The 23,187-nt window shown below is 61.8% G+C and carries 22 protein-coding genes; 13 read left to right on the top strand and 9 right to left on the bottom strand.

The window, feature by feature from the left end; genetic code table 11:
* Window positions 1–8: 8 nt before the first annotated feature.
* Genes MWU54_RS04360 through MWU54_RS04350 form a run of 3 tightly spaced genes read right to left on the bottom strand, consistent with a single transcriptional unit; the run spans window position 9 to window position 1,736 of the window.
* Window positions 9–443 (bottom strand): DUF6691 family protein, encoded by a 435-nt coding sequence (locus MWU54_RS04360; protein WP_247080992.1) that lies wholly within the window; start codon window positions 441–443, stop codon window positions 9–11.
* Complete coding sequence (locus MWU54_RS04355) at window positions 443–868, bottom strand: YeeE/YedE thiosulfate transporter family protein (protein ID WP_247080991.1); 426 nt, start codon at window positions 866–868, stop codon at window positions 443–445. Before MWU54_RS04355 ends, MWU54_RS04360 begins: the two co-directional genes overlap by 1 nt.
* A 4-nt stretch (window positions 869–872) precedes the next feature.
* Window positions 873–1,736 (bottom strand): MBL fold metallo-hydrolase, encoded by an 864-nt coding sequence (locus MWU54_RS04350; RefSeq protein WP_247080990.1) that lies wholly within the window; start codon window positions 1,734–1,736, stop codon window positions 873–875.
* 107 nt (window positions 1,737–1,843) lie between these two features.
* On the opposite strand from MWU54_RS04350, the gene MWU54_RS04345 reads away from it, so the two are divergent.
* Complete coding sequence (locus tag MWU54_RS04345; protein WP_247080989.1) at window positions 1,844–2,530, top strand: DUF1045 domain-containing protein; 687 nt, start codon at window positions 1,844–1,846, stop codon at window positions 2,528–2,530.
* Here the strand turns inward: MWU54_RS04345 and choV are convergent.
* The 3 genes from choV to choX form a co-directional block, all read right to left on the bottom strand.
* Entirely contained in the window at window positions 2,491–3,537 is a 1,047-nt protein-coding gene (gene choV, locus MWU54_RS04340) for a choline ABC transporter ATP-binding protein (protein ID WP_247080988.1), read from the bottom strand. The genes MWU54_RS04345 and choV overlap by 40 nt on opposite strands.
* Complete coding sequence (gene choW / locus MWU54_RS04335; protein WP_247080987.1) at window positions 3,534–4,370, bottom strand: choline ABC transporter permease subunit; 837 nt, start codon at window positions 4,368–4,370, stop codon at window positions 3,534–3,536. The genes choV and choW overlap by 4 nt, the downstream gene beginning before the upstream one ends.
* A gap of 64 nt (window positions 4,371–4,434) precedes the next feature.
* Window positions 4,435–5,355: a choline ABC transporter substrate-binding protein gene (choX, locus tag MWU54_RS04330; RefSeq protein ID WP_247081038.1), complete on the bottom strand. Its 921-nt coding sequence runs from the start codon at window positions 5,353–5,355 to the stop codon at window positions 4,435–4,437.
* A gap of 93 nt (window positions 5,356–5,448) precedes the next feature.
* Between choX and betI the strand changes: the two genes are divergently transcribed.
* From betI to betA, 4 genes are read left to right on the top strand one after another with little or no spacing between them, the layout of a single operon-like run.
* On the top strand, window positions 5,449–6,045 hold the full coding sequence (betI, locus tag MWU54_RS04325) for a transcriptional regulator BetI (protein ID WP_247080986.1): 597 nt from the start codon (window positions 5,449–5,451) through the stop codon (window positions 6,043–6,045).
* Window positions 6,042–7,499, top strand: a complete 1,458-nt coding sequence (gene betB / locus MWU54_RS04320; RefSeq protein ID WP_247080985.1) for a betaine-aldehyde dehydrogenase — start codon at window positions 6,042–6,044, stop codon at window positions 7,497–7,499. The genes betI and betB overlap by 4 nt, the downstream gene beginning before the upstream one ends.
* On the top strand, window positions 7,499–7,744 hold the full coding sequence (locus MWU54_RS04315) for a DUF6552 family protein (protein ID WP_247080984.1): 246 nt from the start codon (window positions 7,499–7,501) through the stop codon (window positions 7,742–7,744). The genes betB and MWU54_RS04315 overlap by 1 nt, the downstream gene beginning before the upstream one ends.
* A gap of 1 nt (window position 7,745) precedes the next feature.
* Window positions 7,746–9,404: a choline dehydrogenase gene (gene betA, locus MWU54_RS04310; protein ID WP_247080983.1), complete on the top strand. Its 1,659-nt coding sequence runs from the start codon at window positions 7,746–7,748 to the stop codon at window positions 9,402–9,404.
* Between the two features lie 124 nt (window positions 9,405–9,528).
* Here betA and MWU54_RS04305 read toward each other — a convergent pair whose 3' ends face one another.
* The gene (locus MWU54_RS04305; RefSeq protein ID WP_247080982.1) at window positions 9,529–10,788 is read right to left on the bottom strand and encodes an MFS transporter; all 1,260 of its coding nucleotides are present in this window, start codon (window positions 10,786–10,788) and stop codon (window positions 9,529–9,531) included.
* A gap of 152 nt (window positions 10,789–10,940) precedes the next feature.
* Here MWU54_RS04305 and MWU54_RS04300 point away from each other — a divergent pair, with 152 nt between their 5' ends.
* The 5 genes from MWU54_RS04300 to mnmH are packed head-to-tail and all read left to right on the top strand — an operon-like array spanning window position 10,941 to window position 16,266.
* Window positions 10,941–11,564 carry a paraquat-inducible protein A gene (locus tag MWU54_RS04300; protein ID WP_247080981.1) on the top strand — a complete coding sequence of 208 codons (624 nt, stop codon included), beginning with the start codon at window positions 10,941–10,943 and terminating at the stop codon, window positions 11,562–11,564.
* On the top strand, window positions 11,531–12,163 hold the full coding sequence (locus MWU54_RS04295) for a paraquat-inducible protein A (protein ID WP_247080980.1): 633 nt from the start codon (window positions 11,531–11,533) through the stop codon (window positions 12,161–12,163). Before MWU54_RS04300 ends, MWU54_RS04295 begins: the two co-directional genes overlap by 34 nt.
* Window positions 12,160–14,613, top strand: a complete 2,454-nt coding sequence (locus tag MWU54_RS04290) for an MlaD family protein (protein ID WP_247080979.1) — start codon at window positions 12,160–12,162, stop codon at window positions 14,611–14,613. Before MWU54_RS04295 ends, MWU54_RS04290 begins: the two co-directional genes overlap by 4 nt.
* Before the next feature lie 19 nt (window positions 14,614–14,632).
* The gene (locus MWU54_RS04285; RefSeq protein WP_247080978.1) at window positions 14,633–15,205 is read left to right on the top strand and encodes a PqiC family protein; all 573 of its coding nucleotides are present in this window, start codon (window positions 14,633–14,635) and stop codon (window positions 15,203–15,205) included.
* A 5-nt stretch (window positions 15,206–15,210) separates the two neighbouring features.
* Window positions 15,211–16,266: a tRNA 2-selenouridine(34) synthase MnmH gene (gene mnmH, locus MWU54_RS04280; RefSeq protein WP_247080977.1), complete on the top strand. Its 1,056-nt coding sequence runs from the start codon at window positions 15,211–15,213 to the stop codon at window positions 16,264–16,266.
* Here mnmH and selD read toward each other — a convergent pair.
* Both selD and MWU54_RS04270 read right to left on the bottom strand, forming a co-directional pair.
* The gene (gene selD, locus MWU54_RS04275) at window positions 16,248–18,413 is read right to left on the bottom strand and encodes a selenide, water dikinase SelD (RefSeq protein WP_247080976.1); all 2,166 of its coding nucleotides are present in this window, start codon (window positions 18,411–18,413) and stop codon (window positions 16,248–16,250) included. The two genes, mnmH and selD, sit on opposite strands and share 19 nt — an antisense overlap.
* 66 nt (window positions 18,414–18,479) lie before the next feature.
* Window positions 18,480–19,886 (bottom strand): XRE family transcriptional regulator, encoded by a 1,407-nt coding sequence (locus tag MWU54_RS04270; RefSeq protein WP_247080975.1) that lies wholly within the window; start codon window positions 19,884–19,886, stop codon window positions 18,480–18,482.
* 178 nt (window positions 19,887–20,064) lie between these two features.
* Between MWU54_RS04270 and MWU54_RS04265 the strand changes: the two genes are divergently transcribed.
* The 3 genes from MWU54_RS04265 to MWU54_RS04255 all read left to right on the top strand — a co-directional run bounded on the left by MWU54_RS04265 (window position 20,065) and on the right by MWU54_RS04255 (window position 23,171).
* Entirely contained in the window at window positions 20,065–21,042 is a 978-nt protein-coding gene (locus MWU54_RS04265; protein ID WP_247080974.1) for a tripartite tricarboxylate transporter substrate binding protein, read from the top strand.
* Window positions 21,043–21,152: 110 nt separating this feature from the next.
* Window positions 21,153–21,641: a tripartite tricarboxylate transporter TctB family protein gene (locus tag MWU54_RS04260; protein ID WP_247080973.1), complete on the top strand. Its 489-nt coding sequence runs from the start codon at window positions 21,153–21,155 to the stop codon at window positions 21,639–21,641.
* 12 nt (window positions 21,642–21,653) lie between these two features.
* On the top strand, window positions 21,654–23,171 hold the full coding sequence (locus tag MWU54_RS04255) for a tripartite tricarboxylate transporter permease (RefSeq protein WP_247080972.1): 1,518 nt from the start codon (window positions 21,654–21,656) through the stop codon (window positions 23,169–23,171).
* The last annotated feature ends 16 nt before the right edge of the window (window positions 23,172–23,187 follow it).

Raw genomic sequence — 23,187 nt, 5'->3', positions numbered from 1 at the left:
AAAATGTCCTACTGCGCCTCTGCGGGCCTGTCCAGCCACCCCCGTACGCTGGGCATGGTCGCCATCCCGACCAGCATCGCGGCCAGAAAGATCAGCCCCTCGAAACCGCCATAACTCAGCGATGCGATGGCCGGACCCGGGCACAGGCCCACCAGACCCCAACCCATGCCGAACATCACCGACCCCAGCACAAGGTTGCGCCCCAGCTTCGGTGTCGGAGCCGGGGGCATCGCATCGCCCAGCAGCGCAAACCGGCGTTTTTCCGCAATCCGCCACGCAATCGCCATCGGCAGGATCGCCCCACCCATGACAAAGGCCAGTGTCGGGTCCCAATTGCCGAAGATGTCCAGCCAGCCCTGAACCTTTCGCGTGTCGGTCATGCCCGACACGAACAAACCGGCGCCGAACAGGCTACCCGCGAGAAACGCAAACACCGCACGCATCAGATCACCCCCAGCAGATGGCGGAAGACGACAACGGTCAGCCCGCCCGCCAGGATATAAAACACGGTGGCCACCATGCCCCGCAACGACAGCCGCGAAATGCCGCAAACGCCGTGACCGGAGGTGCATCCGTTGGCAAGCCGCGTGCCAAAGCCCACCAGCAGCCCGGCAGCGATCAAAAGCGCGATATTGCTGGTGACATGGGTGTCCTTCGGTCCCAGGATCCCCAACAGGATCAGCGGAACCAATGCCACGCCAGCCAAGAAGCTTAGTCTTTCGGACATCGTGTTGCGCCCGCTGCCATCGACAAGACCGCCGATGATGCCACTGGCCCCCATCACGCGCCCGTTCGCAAGCAGATACACAGCCCCGCCTGTGCCGATCAGCATGCCGCCGATCAGGCCATACAACCAATCTGGGTTCATTGTTTTATAATCCGTTTACTGGAACTTTAAGAAAGACGTGCCCATCCTCATCCGCAGGCGGCATCTGCCCCGCGCGCATGTTCACCTGAAGCGATGGGATGATCAGTTTCGGCATGGCAAGCGATGCGTCGCGCTTGTCGCGCATCTCGATAAAGGTCTCTTTCGGTGCGCCGCCGCCGACATGGACGTTGCGGGCCTTTTGCTCGCCCACCGTGGTTTCCCACGCGAATTCTTCGCGCCCGGGGGCCTTGTAGTCATGGCCCACGAAAATCCGTGTCTCATCCGGCAGGGCGAGAATGCGCTGCACGCTGTCATACAGATCCGAAGACGACCCGCCCGGGAAATCGCATCGCGCGGTGCCAAAATCGGGCATGAAAAGCGTATCGCCCACAAAGGCCGCGTCGCCGATCACGTAGGTCAGACAGGCAGGGGTGTGCCCCGGCGTGTGCAGAACATCCGCCCGCATCTGACCAATGTGAAAGCTGTCGCCATCGTGGAACAATTGATCGAATTGGCTGCCGTCGCGCTGAAATTCCGTGCCTTCGTTGAACACCTTGCCAAAGGTGTCCTGCACCACTTGGATCCGGTCACCGATCCCGATCTTGCCGCCCAGCGCTTCTTGCAGATAGGGCGCGGCGCTCAGGTGGTCGGCATGCACATGGGTTTCCAAAAGCCACTGCACATCAAGATCATGCTCTTTGACAAAAGCGATGACCGCGTCCGCGCTTTTGGTATCCGTGCGGCCCGAGGCATAGTCGAAATCCAGAACGCTATCGACAATCGCACAGGCGCGGCCTTCGGGGTCTTGCACCACGTAAGAGATGGTGTTTGTGGCGTCGTCGAAAAATCCGGTCACAATGGGTGTCATGGTCAGGCTCCCTCTCATTTCAAAAAACATATAAGCAAAGTTGAATACGTTGCAAGGGAAATGGGCGTGACCTTGAAACTGCATGCCCGCCAAGCGTAGGACACGACATGCCGCAAAGCCACTTCAAACGTTACGCGCTGTATCATGTGCCGTCCGATGCGCTCGGGGATCTTGGGGCAGGGTGGCTTGGCTGGGATTGCCGAAGCGGCGTGCCGGTCGCAAACCCCGTGTCCGACGGTTGGACGCGCGGCGCACGGCGCTACGGGTTTCACGCGACGCTTAAGGCCCCGTTCCGGCTGGCAGACACCGAAACGCAGTTCACACTGGAAGCCGCGGCAGCGCGCCTCGCCGCGCAGACAGCGCCGGTCCCGCTGGAGGGCCTCGCGCCGCGATGGTTGGGGCGGTTCCTGGCCCTTGTGCCGCTTGAGCAGAGCCAGCCCTTGTCTGATCTGGCAGCAAGATGTGTCACGGAACTGGATCGGTTTCGCGCCGCGCCGACATCGCAGGACCGCGCGAAATACGCCTCGCGCGGGCTCAATCCGGCATTACAGGACAACCTGCAACGCTGGGGATATCCCTACATCTTCGACGCGTTCCGCTTTCATCTGACGCTGACCGACCGGTTGCACAAATCAGAGCGGGGCACGGTTGACGCCGCATTGCCCAGTGTCGCGCCGCTGACGCAGCCCTTCCGGCTCGATCACATCTCGCTGGTGGGCGAAGACGCAGGAGGGTGGTTTCACGAACTCAATCGCTACGCGCTGACCGCACCGCCTGACGGATCCGACAGGTAAGCCAGCACGTCATTTTTGCCGATCACTCCAATCGGGCGGCCGTTTTCCAGAACCGTGAGGTCCTGCGCGCTGTTGACGAGTGTGGTCATAACCTCCTGCACCCGCGCATCGGCGTCCACGACATCTGGCCCCGCGCCGATCGCTCCGGCGCGCATGACGTCCCGCGCGCGCAGCACGCCAAGGGGGTTCATGTGTCGGACAAAATCCGCGACGTAACTGTTTGACGGGTTCCGGAAAATATCCTGCGGCGTGCCACATTGCACAATCCGCCCGCCTTCCATGATGGCAATCCGGTTGCCGATCTTGAACGCCTCATCAAGGTCGTGGCTGACAAAGATGATGGTGCGTTTCAGCCGGGATTGCAGCTCAAGCAATTCGTCTTGCAGCTTCGTCCGGATCAACGGATCAAGCGCTGAAAACGGCTCGTCCATCAAAAGGATAGGCGCGTCTGTGGCAAAGGCACGAGCCAGACCAACCCGTTGCTGCATCCCGCCCGACAGTTCGGACACCTTGCGGTCCGCCCAGTCAGACAGACCCACCAGTGCCAGTTGTTCCTCGACGCGATCCTTCCGTTCGGCCTTGGATTGGCCACCCAATTCCAAGCCAAGCCCGACATTTTCGCGCACCGAGCGCCACGGCAGCAGGCCAAATTGCTGAAACACCATGGCCACGTGGCGCAGCCGCACCTGACGCAGCACATCCGCGCTGGCATGCGTGACATCCACCATGTCCGATCCGTCATGCACCCGCACACAACCGCGCACAACCGGGTTCAACCCGTTGACGGCGCGCAGCAGCGTTGACTTGCCCGACCCGGACAGCCCCATCAGCACAAGGATCTCGCCCTCATGCACTGTCAGCGAACAATCATGGACCCCCAGAACCTGCCCGGTATCGCTTTGGATTTCGCCGCGGCTCTGGCCCGCATCCATAAGCGGCAAGGCTTTTTCCGGCGTGTCGCCAAACACGATCGACACGTTCTCAAAATCGACGCGGGGCGCGGTCATCGGTTGCGCTCCATCCGCAGCATGCGGTCAAGGATGATCGCCACAACCACGATCACGAACCCGCTTTCGAACCCCTTGGCCGTGTTCACCTGATTGAGCGCCCGCACTACCGGAACCCCAAGCCCGTCAGCCCCCACCAGCGCCGCAATCACCACCATCGACAGCGAAAGCATGATGGTCTGGTTCAGCCCGGTCATGATCTGGGGCAGGGCGGATGGCAGTTCCACCTTCCACAAAAGCTGTTGTTTGGTGGCACCAAAGGCCTGCGCCGCTTCAATCAGCGGCAGCGGCGTAGAACTGACCCCGAGATGTGTCAGACGGATCGGGGCGGGCAGCACAAAGATCACCGTTGCAATCAGCCCTGGCACCATGCCGATACCGAAAAACACAATCGCTGGAATAAGATAGACAAAGGTTGGCAGGGTCTGCATCAGGTCCAGAACCGGCCGCATCCACGCATACAGTCTGGGTCGGTGCGCCACCGCGATCCCGATGGGAACACCCACACCCATACATACGACGCAGGCAGACAGAACCAGCGTCAGGCTTTCGGTGGTTTCTTCCCAATAGCCCTGATTGATGATGAACAAGAACCCAAGCGCCACGAACAAGGCGACCTTCCAACTGCGCTGCAGGTAATAGGTCAGCGCCACAAACAGCGCCACGATCACCAGCGGATGGGGTGTCTGCAACACCCACAAAAACCCGTCGATCATTGCCTCAAGCGTGTCGGCCAGCGCATCAAAGAAAAACGCCCCGTTGCTTTCAAGCCAGTCGAATCCGTCGCCGGCGATTTGACCGACGGGGATTTTGTTCTCGGTCAGCCAATCCATGCGTCGCCTTTGTATTTCATACAATTCATCGGGTGGGCGGCCTCGAAGGCCGCCCGGCCCACAGTTATTTCAACGCAGCCTTCACCGCAGCAACCGCATCTGCGCCGTCTTTCGTGGTCACACCGTCAAGCCACGCCATAAACGCGTCCGGATTGGCTTTGAGCCACGCCTCGGCCGCATCACGCGGCTCTTCGCCGTCATTCAGGATGGCACCCATGATTTCGTTTTCCATGGCCAGCGTGAATTCAAGATTGTTCAACAGCGTACCCACATTGGTGCATTCGTCGACATATCCCGCTCGGGTGTTGGTATAGACCGTCGCGCCACCCAGGTTGGGGCCGAACCAGTCATCACCCCCTTCAAGATAGGTCAGTTCGAAATTGGCATTCATCGGGTGCGGCTCCCATCCCAGGAACACAATCGGCTCGCCGCGATCGCTGGCCCGGTCCACCTGCGCCAGCATCCCCTGTTCCGAGCTTTCGACAACCTCGAAGCCATCAAGCCCAAACGCATTGTCCGCGATCATGTCCATGATCAGGCGGTTGCCGTCATTGCCCGGCTCAATGCCGTAAATCTCGCCGTCCAGCGCGTCTTTGTGTGTTGCGATATCCGCAAAGCTCTTGATGCCAAGCTCTGCGGCTGCCTTGTTCACCGCCAGCGTGTATTTCGCACCTTCAAGGTTCGCGCGCACCGTGTCGACAGTGCCTGCCTCCCGGTAGGGGGCGATATCGGCCTCCATCGTCGGCATCCAGTTGCCCAGGAACACGTCAACATCGCCCTCGGCCAGTGCAGTGTAGGTCACCGGTACGGACAGCACCTTGATGTCGGTGTCATAGCCAAGCGCATCCAGAACAACGGTGGTTGCGGCGGTTGTGGCGGTGATGTCGGTCCAGCCCACATCCGAGAAGGTGACAGAGTCGCAATTCGCGACCGCAGAGCTCGCGGCGCAGATCGCGAGCACGGAAAGTGAAGTTTTAAGCATGATGAGCAGTCTCCCTGAAGACATGGTTCTTTTTGTTGATTGACGAGTCAATTAAAAACGCCATACGCTCCGTCCGTCAACCAAGTGGGGTCAAACGTGCCGAAACTCGGGATGGAGCCTATACGCCGCGCGGCGTTGGTGAAAGCGACGATTGACGAGATCGGGCAGGCGGGGTCACTCGACGTGACGGTCGCCCAGATCGCGCGCCGTGCCGGAATGTCATCAGCGCTGGCGCATCACTATTTCGGGGGCAAGGACCAGATTTTCCTTGCAGCCATGCGCCATACGCTCAGCCTTTACGGGGCCGAGGTGCGCGGTGCATTGGCCATGGCGCGCGGTCCGCGCGCGCGGACCGAAGCGATCATCCGGGCGGGGTTTAACCGGTCGAATTTCCGCAGTGACGTGATCGCTGCCTGGCTCAACTTCTACGTTCTGGCGCAATCTGACGATCAGGCGCGGCGTCTTTTGTCGGTTTATCAGCGTCGGCTGCACTCGAATCTGGTGTTTAACCTCAAGCCCCTGATCGGTCCGCGGGCTGGTGAAGCGGCTGTCCGCATCGCCGGATTGATCGACGGGCTGTACCTGCGCGAAGCGCTGACGCGGGGTGCCTCGCTTGGAGACGAACCGACACGGCAGGTGCTGACCCTGCTTGACCACGAATTGAAATCCTTTGGCAAGGACACCGCCACATGACCTACCCGACCCAGCCGACAGCCAGTCACTTTATTGACGGTGCTTATGTCGAAGACACCGCTGGTGTCCCGATCCCCGTGATCTACCCCGCGACCGGTGAACAGATCGCAACGGTTTACGCAGCGACCCCGGCAATTGTGGAACAGGCCGTCGCAGCGGCGCACCGGGCGCAAAAGGCCTGGGCCGCGCTGAGTGGAACTGAGAGGGGTCGCATCCTGCGACGGGCGGCGGACATCATGCGCGCGCGCAACCATGATCTGTCGGTGCTGGAAACCTATGACACGGGCAAACCCTATCAGGAAACCATTGCCGTTGACGCGACAAGCGGGGCCGACGCCCTGGAATATTTCGGCGGGCTTGCCGGAAGCCTGACAGGTGAACACATCCAGTTGGGTGAAGACTGGGTCTACACCCGCCGCGAGGCGCTGGGCGTGTGTGTGGGCATCGGCGCGTGGAACTACCCGACGCAGATCGCCTGTTGGAAAGGTGCGCCAGCGCTGGCCTGTGGCAACGCGATGGTGTTCAAACCATCCGAAACAACGCCGCTCTGCGCGTTGAAAGTTGCCGAGATCCTGCACGAGGCAGGTTTGCCCGCCGGTTTGTACAACGTTGTGCAGGGTTTGGGCGACGTGGGTGCATCCTTGGTGTGCGACCCGCGCGTGGCGAAAGTGTCGCTGACAGGGTCCGTGCCGACCGGCAAAAAGGTTTACGCTGCGGCGGCGGCGCAGATGAAGCATGTCACCATGGAGTTGGGGGGCAAATCCCCGTTGCTGATCTTCGATGATGCGGATCTGGAGAACGCGGTTGGCGGGGCAATTCTGGGAAATTTCTACTCCTCTGGTCAGGTGTGTTCGAACGGGACACGGGTATTTGTGCAGAAAGGGATTAAGGAAGCCTTTCTTTCTCGACTGCAAGAGCGTCTTGCCTCTGCGGTGATCGGCGATCCGATGGATGAGGCCACCAGCTTTGGTCCGATGGTCAGCGAGCGCCAGATGAACATCGTGTTGGGCTATATCGACAAGGGCAAAGCGGAAGGCGCGCGGTTGGTCACGGGCGGTGAGCGTATTGATCGCGAAGGGTTTTACCTGCAGCCCACGGTCTTTGCCGACGTCACCGACGACATGACGATTGCCCGCGAAGAGATCTTTGGCCCGGTGATGGCGGTGCTTGATTTCGAGACCGAAGACGAAGCCATTATCCGCGCCAATGCAACCGAATACGGGTTGTCCGCCGGTGTGTTCACCTCTGACCTGTCACGGGGTCATCGGGTGATCGCCAAGCTGGAGGCGGGGTCGTGCTTTATCAACTCCTACAACGACGCCCCGGTCGAAGCGCCGTTCGGCGGAACGAAATTGTCAGGTGTGGGGCGTGAAAACTCCAAAGACGCCATCAACAATTACAGTGAATTGAAATCCGTCTATGTGCGCATGGGCGATGTGGAGGCTCCGTTCTGATGACACATCCTGATGACATACAGGCGGGTATGAAACCCGTCGACATCGTGAAATGGGTCGCCACAGCGATCCAGCTGGTGGGCTATGGCCTGACCGGCTTGAACGTGGTGCCGTGGAACGTGTTTGCGTTTTTCATCGGCATTTTCCTGTGGTTCGCCGTGGGTGTGATGTGGAAGGACCGGGCCATCATGGTGGTCCATGTCGGGGCCTTTATTTCATTGCTCATCGGATACTTAAACGCCTGATATGATTGCAGATTATGTCATCGTCGGCGCGGGGTCCGCGGGCTGTGCCATGGCCTACAGGCTGTCCGAGGCGGGACGGTCCGTGATTGTCATTGAGCATGGTGGAAGCGATGCCGGGCCGTTCATCCAGATGCCCGGCGCGCTTAGCTTTCCGATGAATATGACCCGGTATGACTGGGGCTATCAGACCGAACCGGAACCGCATCTGAACAACCGTCGGCTGGCCTGTCCGCGCGGCAAGGTGATTGGTGGGTCGTCGTCCATCAACGGAATGATCTATGTGCGCGGGCATGCGAAGGATTACGACCACTGGCGCGACCAAGGCGCAACCGGGTGGGGATATGCGGATGTTTTGCCGTATTTCCAACGGCTTGAGGATTGGCATGATGGCGGCCACGGCGGCGATCCGTCCTGGCGGGGAACGGGTGGTCCGCTGCATGTCACGCGCGGGGCGCGGGACAATCCGCTGACGCAAGCCTTTGTTCAGGCTGGCGCGCAGGCCGGATATGGTGTGACCGGTGATTACAATGGACACAGGCAAGAGGGCGTTGGCCCGTTTGACATGACGGTCTGGAACGGCGAGCGCTGGTCGGCGGCGAAAGCCTATCTGCGTCCGGCTTTGCAGCGCGAAAATTGCACGCTGGTGCGGGGGTTTGCGCGCAAGGTTGCGATCAAGGACGGCCGCGCGACGGGGGTTGAAATTGACCGCAACGGGGCGGTTGAGGTGATCGAAGCGCGTGCCGAGGTTATCCTTGCGGCGTCGTCCATCAACTCACCGAAGCTGCTGATGTTGTCGGGGATCGGGCCTGCCAAGCATCTGAAAAGCCACGGAATTGACGTGGTCTCGGATCGGGCCGGGGTGGGGCAGAACCTGCAGGATCACCTTGAGGTGTATGTTCAGGCGGCGGCCAGTCAGCCGGTGAGCCTGTTCAAGTACTGGAACCTGTTGGGCAAGGCCTATGTCGGGGCGCGGTGGTTGCTGACCAAAACCGGGCCGGGCGCGTCAAACCAGTTTGAAAGTGCAGGGTTTTTGCGGTCGCGGGCCGGGGTCGAGTATCCGGATTTGCAGATCCATTTCCTTCCCATCGCGGTCCGCTATGACGGGCAGGCGGCGGCGGAGGGGCATGGATTTCAGGCGCATATTGGTCCGATGCGGTCTGCGTCGCGGGGCGAGATCACCTTGCGGTCGGCGGATCCGAAGGACGATCCCCGGATTTTCTTTAACTATATGAGCCACGAGTCCGACTGGGTCGATTTCCGTCAAGGCATTCGTTTGGTTCGGGAAATCTACGCGCAGGACGCGTTCAAGCCTTATTACAAACACGAGATTCAGCCCGGTGACGACGCGGTGAGCGATGACGCGCTGGATGATTTTATCCGTGATCATGCCGAAAGCGCCTATCATCCCTGCGGGACCGCCAAGATGGGGTCGCGGGACGACCCGATGGCGGTGGTCGATCCCGAAACGCGGGTGATCGGGGTCGATGGGTTGCGGCTGGCGGACAGTTCGATCTTTCCGCGCATCACCAATGGCAACCTGAACGCGCCGTCGATCCTTGTGGGGGAAAAAGCGTCGGACCACATTCTGGGCAAACCGGGGTTACCCACGGGTAACCTTGAGCCGTGGATTCACCCTGAATGGCAGACGAAACAGCGGTAGCTGTACGGATCGTACGGTTGAACTGTACGGTGTGATTTGCGAATCGAATTACTCTGTTCGTTCATCTGCAGTGAATGGAAATTGAGGTTCGTTCACTTTAACGAATGATGCCGTTTAAAGGGCTCTATTCGCCAGACCCGGAGAATCCCCGTCCGAGCGCGCGCCATGTCAGCAGGCTGAGCAGGGTGACGCCGATGGCGGCGACGATGAAGGGCAGGGTGAGCGCTGTGTCACGGGGGAGGAAGGGGTCCGCGCCACTGACCAGCGCCCCGGACATCAGCAGGCCGATAGGCATCATGCCCCAGGCCAGAAGCCGGTAGACGCTGTTGACCCGACCCAGCAGCGCGTTTGGAATTGTGCGCTGGCGGTAGGACACGGACACGGTGTTCCAGACAAGGCCGACAAATTCGAACGACGCAAGGATCACTGCCAATGCAATGGCGTTGGGTGCAAAGGGAATGGCGATAAAGGTTACGGCGGAGAACAGCTGCGCCCATTGTGCCGCGCGGCCCGGCCCGAGGCGGCGGACGATGCTGTCGGCGCAAAAGCCGCCGGCGATACCGCCGAACGCGGCCGCGGCGAGCATCAGGCCGTAGGCTTGTGCGCCGAGGCCAAGCACCTCTTGGACGTAAAGCACCAGCGCGATGACAACCATCTGGTCAAACAGGTTCCAAAGCCCGGTGATCACCGCCAGCAGGCGCAGCAGTGGCGCGTCGCGCAGGTAGCCGAGCCCTTCGCCAAGTTCCGCCCGCCAATCCCGCGTTGCGCGTTTTTCCGGGGCGAAGGTGCCTTTCATGCCAAGGATGAGAAACGCCGCAAGCGCAAACGCCACGGCATTAGTGGCAAAGGGCAGCCAGACCAGCGCGGCGATCAGGAAAGCGCCGATGGCGGGGCCGAGCAGGGTGTTGCCGACAAGTTCGACGCTCCACAGACGGCCATTGGCTTTTTCAAGCTGGTCGTGAGGCACGAGGGCGGGCAGCATGGTTTGCGCGGCGTTGTCGCGGAACACTTCGGCGGTGCCGACGATCAGCGCGCAGGACATCAGCGCAGCGAAGAGGCCGGGCATTGCCGTGCCGTTCTCGACCGGGGGCGCGAGGGGCAGGGAGAGCAGAACGCTGAGGGCGGCCATGCCGAAGGCGATGGCGCGCAGGATGTCCATCGACAGGATCAGCCGCTTGCGGTCCACGCGGTCGGTGATGATCCCGGCGGGCAGCGCAAAGAGAAACCACGGCAGTCGCAGCGCTACCGGCATGAGCGCCACGAGCAACGGATCGCGGGTCAGCAGCGTGGCCATCCACGCCCAGACGACGACGGCGATCCCATCGGCAAGATTGGTGACGCCACTGGCGATGATGAAACGGGGAAGTTGGGAACGCGGGATCATAGGGCCTTGCGACATGAGGGTGGTGTAGACTTCGCACGCTAGAGGCTCAAGTTAGGTTGAGATCAAGCGTTCTTTTTCCAACTTGCGCAGCGTGTTTTGCCCGGCTGCGTATTCACCTGTTTCTCGGGTACGGCATCCCCTATCTTGGCGGCATGACTGAGTCGCTTGCTGATCTGATTGCCTGCCCGAAATGCGATGCGCTGCACCGCATTCCGAAGGTTGAGATCGGGGGACAGGCGCGGTGTGTGCGCTGTGGCACGGTGCTGGTGGCGCCGCGACAGGGGGCGATGACGCAGATCGTGATGCTGGCGCTGACGGCGCTGATCCTGATGGTGGGGGCGGTGTTTTTTCCGTTTCTTGAACTGCATACGCATGGGCTGGAGCACAAAAGCTCGGTCTTTGATGCGGTGCTGTCGTTTTCGCAGGGGTTGATGCTGCCGCTGTCCTTTGCGGTGGCGGCGCTGATCGTGGTGTTGCCGGTGACGCGGCTGATGGCGCTGGTCTATGTGTTTGCGCCGATGGCGCTGGGCTGGGCCCCGGCGCGGAATGCGCGGGCGGTGTTTTTGCTGGCCGAGAAAATCCGGCCCTGGGCGATGGCCGAGATCTTTATCATCGGTGTGGCGGTGGCGCTTGTGAAGGTGGCGGGGCTGGCGCAGGTGACGCTGGGTCCGGCATTCTGGGCGTTTGTGGGATTGGTGATTGTCACCGTTCTGAAAGATAGTTTCATGTGTCGGGTGACTGTATGGCAAACGCTGAACGCACGCAGCCCGTCCTGACCGCGCGCGACGCAGGCCTGGTGGGCTGCGCCGAATGCGGGCGGGTGCATCCGCGCGGCACTCAGACCTGTTCGTTTTGCGGCCTTGCGCTGCAAAGCCGCGACACGGCGAGTTTGCAGAAAGTCTGGGCGTGGCTGTTTGCCGGAATGGTCGTCTACATCCCGGCGAATGTGTACCCGATGCTGCGCACATCGACCTTTGGCAACACGCAGGAAAGCACCATCGTCGGCGGCGTGATCGAGCTGATGGAGCACGGCTCTTACGGGGTGGCGCTGATTGTCTTTGTGGCGTCGGTGGTGATCCCGATCAGCAAGTTCATTTCGATTGCCTATCTGGCGGTTCGGGTGCAGCGCGGTCTGCCGGGAACGACGACGCATTTCCATCTTTACGAGGTGGTCGAATTCATTGGCCGCTGGTCGATGATCGACGTGTTCGTGGTGGCGATCCTGTCGGCCTTGGTGCAGCTTGATTTCGTCGCCAGCATCAATCCGGGCATTGCCGCGGTGAGCTTTGCGCTTTCGGTTGCATTCACCATGATTTCCGCCAATAGCTTCGATCCAAGATTGATCTGGGACAGCCACGAAGGAAAACCCGCGTGAGCGAGCCAACTGCAGCCGAAATGAAGGTCACGCCGCCAAGGAAATCCTTTTGGCGCAACCTGTCCGTTGTCTGGCTGGTGCCGTTGCTGGCCCTGGCGGTGTCGCTGGGGATTGCATGGCAGAATTTTGCCAATCGCGGGACACTGATCCAGATCTCGTTTGGCAATGCGTCCGGTGTTGTCGCCGGTGAGACCACTATCCGCTACCGCGATGTGGTTGTGGGGCAGGTCGAATCGCTGAGCTTTACCGAAGATCTGGGACGGGTGATCGTGACCGCGCGGGTCGACAACGAAGTCGTGCCGTTCATGGATGCCGATGCCACCTTCTGGGTGGTGCGGGCCGAGGTGTCGGCCAGCGGGATTTCCGGGTTGTCGACGGTGTTGTCGGGTGTCTTTATCGAAGGCGCGTGGGACAACGTGCCGGGTGAGCCGCTGCGCGATTTCGTCGGGTCGGATACACCCCCGCTGACGCAGCCGGGACGTCCGGGGCGGCGGATCACGCTGACGACGGATGATGGCACCACGATTTCGTCCGGATCGCCGGTTCTGTATCGCGGGGTGCAAGTGGGTCGGCTTGAGACGCCGCGATTGTCGACCGATGGGCGCAACGTTTTGGTCGATGCCTTTATCGACGCGCCGCATGATGTGCGGTTGAGCCAGGCGACGCGGTTCTGGGACACGTCGGGGTTCGAGGTGTCGTTCGGGGCGTCGGGGTTCTCGGTTGATTTCGATTCCATCTCGTCGCTGCTGTCGGGGGGGATCGAGTTTGACAACCTGTACGACAATGGGGAACCGATCGGGCCGGGCTACGTGTTCACGCTGTTCGAGGATGAAGAAGAGGCGCGGCGCAACCGGTTGGTGCGCGGGCCAGCGCAAGGGGTGCCGTTTTCCATCCTGTTCGACGAGTCCGTCGACGGGTTGGAGGCGGGCGACGACGTGACCTACCAGGGTCTGGATGTCGGGGTGGTGACCGAACTGCGGTCGCGCATCGTGGAGACGCCGTTCGGGCCGGAATTGTCCTTGCTGGTGAACGTGTCGATTGATCCGCTGCGCATGGGCCTGCCGCCCGAGACGACACCGGCGGAGACGGTCGAGTTTTTCCGGTTCGCGGTGGCGACGGGCATGCGCGCGCGGCTGGCGACGGAAAGCCTGCTGAGCAGTGACCTGCGGGTCGAGCTTGTGGTGCTGGATGATGCGTCCACGACCAACCTGCTGGAGATCGAGGGCGAAGCGCCGCGATTGCCGAGCATCGAGTCGAACCTGTCGGATTTCACCGCAACCGCCGAAGGAGTTCTGGAGCGGATCAACGCGTTGCCGATCGAGGAAGTGATGGAGCAGGCGATCAGTCTGATGAACGCGATCGAGACGCTGGCGCGCAACGATGATCTGCAGCGTGTGCCGGGGTCGGCGATTGCGCTTTTGGATGACACGCGGGCCTTGGTTGGCAGCGAGGCGATCCAGGCGATTCCGGCGCAGATCGAGGACGCGGTGAACGACCTGCGCCAGATGGTGGCGGATGTGCGGACCGGTGGCGCGGTGGACGCGCTGAACAGCGCGTTGGCCAATTTGGATGAAGCCATGGTCGGCATCAACGAGGCGTCCAAAAGCGCGCCTGCCTTGGCGCGGAACCTGACCAAGCTGACCGAGGAAGATATCCCCGCCGTGCTGGCGGAAATCGAAGGCGTGGCGGCGGCGACGCAGGAGTTGAAGCTGGATGAGCTGGTTGCCAGCGCAACGAAGACACTGAACGCCATTGAAGCGCTGATTGTCGACGAAGCGGTGCAGGCCATTCCTGCAGCGGTGACAGCGGCGATCACGGACGTGCGGCAGGTGATTGCGGATGTCGAGGAAGAGGGTGCTGTGCCTGCGCTGGGAAGTGCGCTGCGCAATCTGGATCGGGCGATGGCGGATATCTCGGTTGCGTCGCAGGACGCGCCGCTTTTGACGCAGAATTTGCGCGCCATCACCGAGACCGATATCCCGGCGCTGCTGACCGAGCTTGAAGCGGTGGCCAAGACCGCCAATGAGCTGGAGTTGCAGGCGCTGGTCGACAGTGCGACGGGCACGCTGACGCGGGTGGATGCGCTGGTCGGCAGCCCCGACGCGATGGAGATGCCGGGCACGATCAATGATGCGCTGAACGAGATGCGTCTGGCGCTGGCGGAACTGCGCGAGGGCGGGGTGGTTGAGAACCTGAACGCGACGCTGCAATCGGCGTCGGATGCCGCCGGATCGGTCGCTGCATCGGTGGAAGACCTGCCGCAATTGACCGCGCGTCTGGAGCGGCTGGTGGCCGAGACCGAAGCGGTGGTTGCGTCCTATGGGGCGCGGTCGGATTTCAACACGCAGACCTTGTCGGCGCTGCGCGAAGTGCAGAACGCGGCGAAGTCGATTTCAGAACTGGCGCGCGCCATCGAGCGCAGCCCGAATTCGCTGATCTTCGGGCGATAGAACAAAAAGGACGAGCGGTATGATGTGGGGGAAATGGCGCGCTTTGGGAATGGTGATGGCCTTGCCTTTGGCGGCCTGCGGATCCGGCGACAGTGCCCGCTACCTGATCGACGCGCCTGCGGCTTCGGCGGCGCAGACGCGGGTGTCTGTGCGGACGGTGGAACTGCGCGACGTGTCGTTGCCGAGCCATGCCTCGGGCAGCGAAATTCTGGTGCGCAATGAGACCGGCGCGTTGACGGCGCTGGGCGATGCGGTCTGGGCGGACGATCCGGAACGCGCGGTGACCGGCACGCTGGCGCAGTTGCTGGACGAGCGCAGCAGTGCGACGGTTTCGGCGGAACCCTGGCCGCTTTTGGATGGGCCTTCGGCGCGGCTGGATGTGCGGATCGACAAGATGCTGGCGGATGTCAGTGGCGTGTTCGAAATCACCGGTCAGGCGGCGGTCAGCGCGGTGGACGGTCGGCCGCGCGAGCGTGTCGAGCGGTTCAAGGTGACGGCCCCGTTGACAGAGGTGACGGCCGCGGCGGTCACAGAGGCGCAGGGACGTGCGCTTGGCCTGTTGGCGGACGAGTTGATCGGGCTCTTGCGCTAGGTCGTATGCCCCTATCCCCCTCGTCTTTGACCGAGCTGCTGGATCACACGTTTGATACGGTGATCGACGTGCGCAGCCCGGCGGAATATGCGGAAGATCATGTGCCGGGGGCGATCAGCCTGCCGGTGCTGGACAATGAAGAGCGTGCCCGTGTCGGCACGCTTTACAAACAGGTCAGCCCGTTTGATGCGCGCAAGCTGGGGGCTGCGCTGGTGTTCCGCAATGCAGCGGCACATATCGAAGGGCGATTGGCGCAGCATGACGGGGGCTGGCGACCCTTGGTCTACTGTTGGCGCGGCGGGCAACGGTCGGGCACGTTTGCCTGGCTTCTGAAAGAGATCGGCTGGCGCTCGGACGTGATTTCGGGTGGGTACAAGACCTACCGGCGGTTGGTTGCTGACATGCTGCACCGGAACCCGCTGGCGTTCCGATTTGTGCAGCTTGGCGGCTATACCGGGACGGCCAAGACCGCGCTATTGCCATTGCTGCAGGCGCGCGGGGTTCAGGTGGTTGATCTTGAGGATCTGGCCAATCACCGGGGGTCGCTTTTGGGGGGCATCGGACCGCAGCCGTCGCAGAAAGCGTTCGAAAGCGCGCTGGCGCGGGAATTGATCCGTCTGGATCCGGCGCGGCCTGTTTTGGTCGAGGCGGAAAGCAGCAAGATCGGGGATGTTCTGATCCCGCCCAGTCTTTGGGACGCGATGAAGCTGGCCCCGTGGATTGAACTGCGCGCACCGATCGAGGCGCGCACCGCGTATCTTGTGCGGGCCTATGATGACATCCTGTCGGATAGTGACGGGTTGCAGGCAAAGCTGTCACCGCTGGCGGCGCATCGCGGGCAGGCGCTTGTGGCGCGCTGGATCGGGTTGAGTGCGGCGGGCAACAAGCGGGCGCTGACGCGGTCGCTGATGGAGGATCACTATGACCTTGCCTATGCCAAGTCGATGCGCGCGCTGTCTCCGACCGTTGTGGCGCGGATCGAGGCGGCCGGGTTGGACGCGGCGCATCTGAGGGATGTCGCGGCGCGCATCGCGCAGGTGCTTCAGACGATAGAAACCTGACCGGCCGGTCCGTCATGTAGATGGCCGATGCGGGCAGCGTGGGTGTAGCCCTTTGCGTGCAGCGCCGCGACAAGCGTGTCGGCCTTGGCCTCGGGGACAGCGGCCAGAAGACCGCCGCTGGTTTGCGGGTCAAACAACAGGCGGCTGCGGGGCGTGTCGGGGATGTGGTCGAACCCCTGTCGGTTGCTTGGGTAGAGCGACGAATATTCACCCTGTTCCGAGAGAGTTTCGGCCCCGTCCAGCATTGGAATTGCGTCAAGCGTGAGCGTGGCGGAGAGCTGTGATGCGGCGCAGATATTTTGCAGGTGTCCGGCCAGGCCGAAGCCGGTGACGTCGGTCATGGCCTGGGCATCGGCGCGCAGGAGACGCGCGGCGTTGCCCTGACCCTGCATCATTGCGGCAAGGGCGGTTGCGGTGTCTGCGCCCGAGGCGGCGCGGGACATGGTGGCGGCCATGAGCACACCGGTGCCGATGGGTTTGGTCAGGATGAGCGCAGCGCCGGATTTGGCGCCGTTGAGTGTGATCGGGGCATCCGTGCACAGCCCGGTGAGGGACAGCCCGATGGTCAGCTCATCCCCCATGGTGCTGTGGCCACCGACGATGTCCGCGCCTGCGTCGGTGAGCACCTCTTCGGCGGTTGTGAGGATCTCGGTCATCGTGCGGTCGGCAAGACGGTCGGCCATCCGGGGCAGCGTGATCGACAGGGTGGCGGCCTGCGGGTCTGCGCCCATGGCCCAGATGTCGCCAAGCGCGTGATGCGTTGCGATGCGCGCCATGACGGCGGGGTCGGCCCAGAAGCTGCGCAGGTGATCGGTGGTGAACACCTGTCGGGTGCCGCCGGTGAGCAGCAGGGCCGCGTCATCACCGGGCAGGGGCTGGATGTCGGGGCGTTGCGGCGGGGCGAGTTGGGACAGGGCCCGTGTCAGAGCGGTGCGCCCGAGCTTGGCTCCGCACCCGCCGCAGAGCGGTTTGGGCCCCAGCGCGTCCTCGATGCCCCTGGCGCGGCGATCCGGCAGGGGTGGGACCGGCATGTTGGGCAGCGTGTCGAACTGGTCCATGAATTTGCGGTCAATGCGGTCTTTCCAGCGCCAGACCCACGGACCGGTGAATGTCAGCCCGAAACGGTCGCCAAGCGCGGATTTTTTGCCGAGCGAGATAAGCTTTAGGTAATCTTTTTGCGGCACATAGGGTTTCAGCGACCCATTTGTCAGGCAGGAGGTCAGGTTATGTAGCAATATTGGGGCTTGCCGCACGGCGTAGACACCGGCCTTTGGGCGCGGGTCGTGGGCCATGTGGGCGCAATCGCCGACGGCAAAGATGCGTGGATCGCTGCTTTGCAGGTGTTTGTCGACGGTGACAAAGCCGTTTTCCGTGGTGAGGCCCGTTTCAGTCAGCCAATCATACGGGCGCGCGCCGGCTGCACCCGTGATGAAATCGGCCTGCAGGGTGGTGTTGTCCGCAAAATGAACGGTGTTCTGGCTAAGATGCGTGATCGTGGCGTGTTCGCGCAGGGTGACGCCCGCGGTTTGCAGGGCGGTGCGCAGTTTCCGGGCGCTGCTGTCTGGTAGGGCGGACAAGGCGGTTTGGGCATCTATCATGTGAACCGACGCGGCGGGGTTGCGTGTCTTGAGCGCGTGGGACATGGCCATGGACAGTTCGGCCCCGGCAACACCGCCGCCGATGATGGCGATGGTGGCGGGTCCGTCCTGATTGCGAAACGTGTCCCATTTGGCGGCAAAGGGGCCAAGCGGTTTGGCAGGCACGGCATGGTCGCGGAAGCCCGGCAGGTCTGGCATTTTCGAGGTGATGCCGATGTCGATGGCGGCGACGTCAAAGCCGATGGGCGGATGGGTGTCGATGGCGATGGTGCCGGTGGCCAGGTCGATGCCTGTGGCAGACCCGATGATGAGCCGCGCGCCTGCGGCCTGGGCGAGTTTGACAAGGTCAATGTCAAGCTGGGCGCGGCTGTAGTGACCGGCGACAAACCCGGGAAGCATGCCTGAATAGGGCGCGGTTGGTCCGGGGTTGATCAGGGTCAGCCGCGCGCCGGGCAGGGGGGCCATTGCCCATTTGCGCAGGACCAGCGCGTGTGTGTGGCCTCCTCCGATCAGGACGAGGTCTTGGGTGAGTGGCAGCGGGTGATGCATCGTCGGGTCCTTGTTGGTTGGCCCGGGCTTAGCACGCGGAACCGGGCATCCCAATGCGACGGGTGATCAACTTTCGTAACGGGTTTGTCCGCGACGGTTGGCATCCACCGGCAGGGTGACGTGCAAGGGTTGGTGCGCGCGTTGCGAACAGGCCTGACGCGGGCAGACATGGCAGCTTGTGCCAATCGGCGCGAAAAGCTGTGTGTCGGACATGTTGAAACGCCGCGCGTAGCCGATCCGGGGGGCGTGGTCGGTGTCGCAGCCGATGGCAACCACCAGCCGCCGTGCCTGAAGCCGGGGGCCGAGCATGGGGCGGTCGGATGTGCGGGACAATGTGAAGAACCGGCCCTTGTCCGGCATTTCGACAAATTGCGGCAGGATCTGTCCGGGCACCTGGAACGCGCCGTGGATGTCCCAGACCGGGCAGGCGCCGCCTTCTTCGGCCAAAGCGATGGTTGTGGCGTTGAAGCGTTTGGAGACATTGCCGGCGCGATCCACGCGCAGGAAAAAGAACGGGATGCCCCGCTGACCGTCGCGTTGCAGGGTGGTGAGCCGCTGGCACACCATTTCGAAACTTGTGCCGAACCCGGCCGCAACCCTGTCGATATCGTAGCGCGTGGCCTCGGCCAGCGACAGGAATTCGGAATAGGGCATGAGCACGGCGGCGGCGAAATAATTGGTCAGCTCGACCGTCAGGCGCGCGCGACCGGCATCTTCGGTGATGCCGCTGGCCGACACGTATTCCTGCACCGTGTCGCGCGCTTCGAGCAGGCCGATCACATGGGCGAGCTGAAAGATGCGGTTGGCATGATCCAGCGCTTCGGAGAGGTAGACCACGCCGTCGGTTTCGCGGAACAGGCGAAAGGCGGAAGGCATGTCCGAGAGTTTGCGCACGCTTGAGGCGATCCCGTGTTCGAGCCGCAGATGCCGTTTGAGCAGGGCATACATATCGTCATTGTCGCCCCCCAGACGCGCGCGCAGGTTTTCGGCCTGATCTTCGAGCGGGGCAAAATGGTTTTCATTGGCGCGGAACACGTCATGGATCGCGGTTTCGGGGGATTTCAGCTGCAGGTCGTTGCCGGAGGAGCGCCCCGCCAGCCTGCGGAACTGGTCGGTCATGGCGCGATGCGTCTGGTGCAGATGCAGGAATCGGTCCACCAGCGTGGGGGCATGATCGAGGGCCGAGCGCAGTTCCGTCAGATCGGGGGGATCATCGGCAAAGACCGGGTCGCGCACGGCGGTTCTGAGGTCTGCCAGCTTGGTCGCTTCGGAATTGGTGACGAGGCTGCGCATGTCGACGCCGTAGGCTTCCGTCAGTGCCACAAGCACCTGCACCGACAGGCTGCGCTGGTTGTTTTCCAGCAGGTTTACATAGGCCGGGCTGATGCCAAGGCGCTGGGCCATCTGGGCCTGCGTGTGCTTGTTTTGACGGCGCAACTGGCGCAATTGGGGGCCGATAAAGGTCTTGCTCATAGTTACAATTTTACAAAAAGAAGATTTGTTAAGGCAAGGATTAACAAGCAAACCCTATTATTCGTGAAATAAAATTTCCTCAGGGTATCTATCTTCCCAAGTCCGACGGGAGAGCCGCGGCAGAGATTGCCCGGACTTGCGGGTAAGGCACATGGGAGGATATTACATGATCAACAAGATGACACGTCGTGCAGCATTGGCCGGGGTTGCATCCCTTGCCCTGCTGGCAACGGGCGCAACCTCTGCCCTGGCAGACAGCTGGAAGCCACAAAAGCCGATCGAAATGGTGATCATGGCCGGTCAGGGCGGCGGTGCGGACCGTTTGGCGCGTTTGTTCCAGTCGATCATCCAAAAAGAGAACCTGGCCTCCATGCCGGTTCTGCCGGTGAACAAGGGCGGTGGGTCCGGGGCGGAAGCGCTGCGCTATCTCAAGGACAATGAAGCTGACGCGCACAAGATCATGGCGACGCTGAACAGCTATTACACCACGCCCATTCGCAATGACATTGGTGTTGATATCGAGGAGTTCACGCCGATCGCGCGCATGGCGCTGGACACGTTCGTGTTGTGGGTCAATGCGGACAGCGACATCCAGACCATGGAGGATTGGGTCGCAGCCGTGAAAGCGTCGGGTGGCGAATGGAAAATGGGCGGCACCGGGACCGGGCAGGAAGACAGCCTTGTCACCGCGATGCTGGAGAAAGAGTTTGGGATCAAGATCACCTATGTGCCTTTCAAAGGGGGCGGTGACGTGGCCAAGAACCTTGTGGGGGGTCATATCGACAGCACCGTGAACAATCCGTCCGAGCAGATGGGCTTCTGGCAGGCGGGCAAGTCGCGCCCGATTGCGGCCTTCACGCCCGAGCGGCTGGATGTGTTCCCCGACGTGCCAACCGCGACAGAGCTGGGCCATGACATCGTCTACTGGATGCAGCGGTCGTTTGTTGGACCAAAGGATATGCCTGCCGAGGCGGTCGCCTATTACACCGAGATGTTCGAGAAGCTGTCGGAAACCGCCGAGTGGCAGCAATACACGACGGACAAGGCGCTGATGGCGGATTTCCTGACCGGGGACGAGCTTCAGGCGTATTTCCTGGAAGAGCGCGCCAAGCATGCGGCGATCCTGGCCGATATGGAAGGTGACGGGTCGTCGTAACCCGAAACGTCCACGATTTTTCAAAGACCATGGGCCGGAGCGCATGTTCCGGCCCCGTTTTCACAAGACCGGCTGTGACCGGTTGAACCGTTCAGGGCAGGGGACAGGACATGCTTGTTGCGGACAGGGTCATTGCGATCGCGATCATGGGGCTTTCGGCCTATTTCATGTGGCACGCGGTTGCGTTGCCGATTGGGTGGAACGGGATGACCGGCGGCCCTGGCGGTGGCGCGTTTCCGTTCTGGCTGTCGCTGATCATGATGCTGTCGGCTGCGGGCATTCTGGTGCGCAGCCTCGGGGCGGAGCCGACGGATCAGAAGTTTTTTGACGGTGTCATGCTGCGCAGTGTGATCGTGGTGGTGGTTGCGCTGTTTGTGACCATTGGCCTGATCCCGGTTGTGGGGGCTTATGTGGCGATCCCGCTGTTCATCTTTTGGTATATCCGGATTTTTGGAGGGCATTCGTGGCTGTTGACGGCCTGCCTGACCGTGGGAACGCCGGTGTTTTTGTTCTTTTTCTTTGAAGTGACGCTGAAGATCCTGCTGCCCAAGGGCATCACGGAGCCTTGGTTCTTTCCGCTTTACGCGATGTTTTTCTAAGGGGACCGGGACATGGAAACGCTTGCACTCTTAGGCGAAGGTTTTGCCACGTCGCTGTCGCCGCTGAACCTGATGATCGTGATCCTTGGAGTCACGGCGGGGTTGTTTATCGGCGCGATGCCGGGGCTTGGGTCGGTGAACGGGGTGGCGATTGTTTTGCCGCTGACATTCATCGTGCCGCCCAGTTCTGCAATCATCCTTTTGTGTGCGATCTACTACGGCGCGATGTATGGCGGCGCGATTTCATCGGTCTTGCTGGGGATACCGGGGGCGTCGACGGCGGTGGCGACCACCTTTGATGGACGCCCGATGGCGCAACAGGGCAAGGCGGGATTGGCGCTGATTGCAGCGGCGGTGGCGTCGTTCGTCGGGGGCACGATATCGGTTGTGCTGTTCACGCTCTTTGCGGTGCCGCTGGCGGATCTGGCGTTGGCGTTCGGGCCTGCCGAGGAGTTCGCATTGGTGTTGTTGGCGTTCACCACCTTTGTGGGTCTGGGCGGTGATGATGTGCTCAAGACGATTGTTATGATCTGTCTGGGTCTGGTGCTGAGCACGGTGGGGCTGGACCTGATATCCGGATCACCGCGTCTGGTGTTTGGCGATTTGCCGGGCTTTTATGCCGGGATCAGTTTCTTGGTGCTGGCGATCGGGGTCTACGGGATTGGGGAGATCCTTTACACGATCGAGACGTCGCGCACGGCACCGACGGTGACACCGGCGAAGATCACGCTGCGCGAGTTGGGCGCGGGGTTCCGCGCGATGAACCGGATGTGGAAGACGATGAGCCTTGGGTCCTTCCTTGGGTTTTTCGTGGGCATGTTGCCCGCGGCGGGGGCGACGCCTGCCTCGCTCATGGCGTACGGGATCGCGCGGTCCACGTCGAAAGTGCCTGAGAGCTTTGGCAAGGGCAATATCGAAGGGGTGGCGGCGCCTGAAACCGCGAACAACGCGGCCTCGACCGGGTCACTTTTGCCGATGCTGACGCTGGGCATTCCGGGATCCCCCACCACGGCGCTGCTGTTGGGTGGTATGGTGATGTGGGGGCTGATGCCGGGGCCGATGCTGTTTATCGAGCAGCCGGATTTCGTGTGGGGGCTGATTTCGTCGCTTTATACCGCGAATTTTGCGGCGGTGCTGATCAACATCGCGCTGATCCCGCTGTTTGTCTGGGCGTTGCGGATGCCGTTTACCGTGCTTTGTGCGCTGGTCATGGTGCTGTGCATCGTGGGGGGCTTTGCGCCGAGCCAGAAGATGCATGATGTCTGGCTGATCGCCGGGTTTGGTGTTGCGGGCTATCTGTTGCGCAAGGCGGATTATCCGTTGGCACCGTTGGTGTTGGCGCTGGTGCTGGGGCCGTTGATGGAGCGCAGCTTCCGCCAGACGCTGATTTCCGAGCAGGGCAATGTGCTGGCCTTTGTAGAGCGGCCGCTGTCGGGGGCATTTATTGCCATTGCGGCCCTGTTCTTTGTGCTGCCGCTGGTTAAGTATCTGCGCAAGGGTGGACGTCAGAGCGTGGCTCCGGCGGAATAAGACTAAGACTTTGAAG

The sequence above is a fragment of the Marivita sp. S6314 genome (genome assembly GCF_023015985.1).
Classification (GTDB): domain Bacteria; phylum Pseudomonadota; class Alphaproteobacteria; order Rhodobacterales; family Rhodobacteraceae; genus Marivita.
Note: the sequence above shows the minus strand (reverse complement) of the source record. Positions and strands in the feature narration are given on the sequence as shown.

Coding starts and splice junctions, on each gene's coding strand:
- MWU54_RS04360 (WP_247080992.1), bottom strand. CDS start 443: ATGCGTGCGGTGTTTGCGTTTCTCGCGGGTAGCCTGTTCGGCGCCGGT.
- MWU54_RS04355 (WP_247080991.1), bottom strand. CDS start 868: ATGAACCCAGATTGGTTGTATGGCCTGATCGGCGGCATGCTGATCGGC.
- MWU54_RS04350 (WP_247080990.1), bottom strand. CDS start 1,736: ATGACACCCATTGTGACCGGATTTTTCGACGACGCCACAAACACCATC.
- MWU54_RS04345 (WP_247080989.1), top strand. CDS start 1,844: ATGCCGCAAAGCCACTTCAAACGTTACGCGCTGTATCATGTGCCGTCC.
- choV (WP_247080988.1), bottom strand. CDS start 3,537: ATGACCGCGCCCCGCGTCGATTTTGAGAACGTGTCGATCGTGTTTGGC.
- choW (WP_247080987.1), bottom strand. CDS start 4,370: ATGGATTGGCTGACCGAGAACAAAATCCCCGTCGGTCAAATCGCCGGC.
- betB (WP_247080985.1), top strand. CDS start 6,042: ATGACCTACCCGACCCAGCCGACAGCCAGTCACTTTATTGACGGTGCT.
- MWU54_RS04315 (WP_247080984.1), top strand. CDS start 7,499: ATGACACATCCTGATGACATACAGGCGGGTATGAAACCCGTCGACATC.
- betA (WP_247080983.1), top strand. CDS start 7,746: ATGATTGCAGATTATGTCATCGTCGGCGCGGGGTCCGCGGGCTGTGCC.
- MWU54_RS04305 (WP_247080982.1), bottom strand. CDS start 10,788: ATGATCCCGCGTTCCCAACTTCCCCGTTTCATCATCGCCAGTGGCGTC.
- MWU54_RS04300 (WP_247080981.1), top strand. CDS start 10,941: ATGACTGAGTCGCTTGCTGATCTGATTGCCTGCCCGAAATGCGATGCG.
- MWU54_RS04295 (WP_247080980.1), top strand. CDS start 11,531: ATGGCAAACGCTGAACGCACGCAGCCCGTCCTGACCGCGCGCGACGCA.
- MWU54_RS04285 (WP_247080978.1), top strand. CDS start 14,633: ATGATGTGGGGGAAATGGCGCGCTTTGGGAATGGTGATGGCCTTGCCT.
- mnmH (WP_247080977.1), top strand. CDS start 15,211: ATGCCCCTATCCCCCTCGTCTTTGACCGAGCTGCTGGATCACACGTTT.
- selD (WP_247080976.1), bottom strand. CDS start 18,413: ATGCATCACCCGCTGCCACTCACCCAAGACCTCGTCCTGATCGGAGGA.
- MWU54_RS04270 (WP_247080975.1), bottom strand. CDS start 19,886: ATGAGCAAGACCTTTATCGGCCCCCAATTGCGCCAGTTGCGCCGTCAA.
- MWU54_RS04265 (WP_247080974.1), top strand. CDS start 20,065: ATGACACGTCGTGCAGCATTGGCCGGGGTTGCATCCCTTGCCCTGCTG.
- MWU54_RS04260 (WP_247080973.1), top strand. CDS start 21,153: ATGCTTGTTGCGGACAGGGTCATTGCGATCGCGATCATGGGGCTTTCG.
- MWU54_RS04255 (WP_247080972.1), top strand. CDS start 21,654: ATGGAAACGCTTGCACTCTTAGGCGAAGGTTTTGCCACGTCGCTGTCG.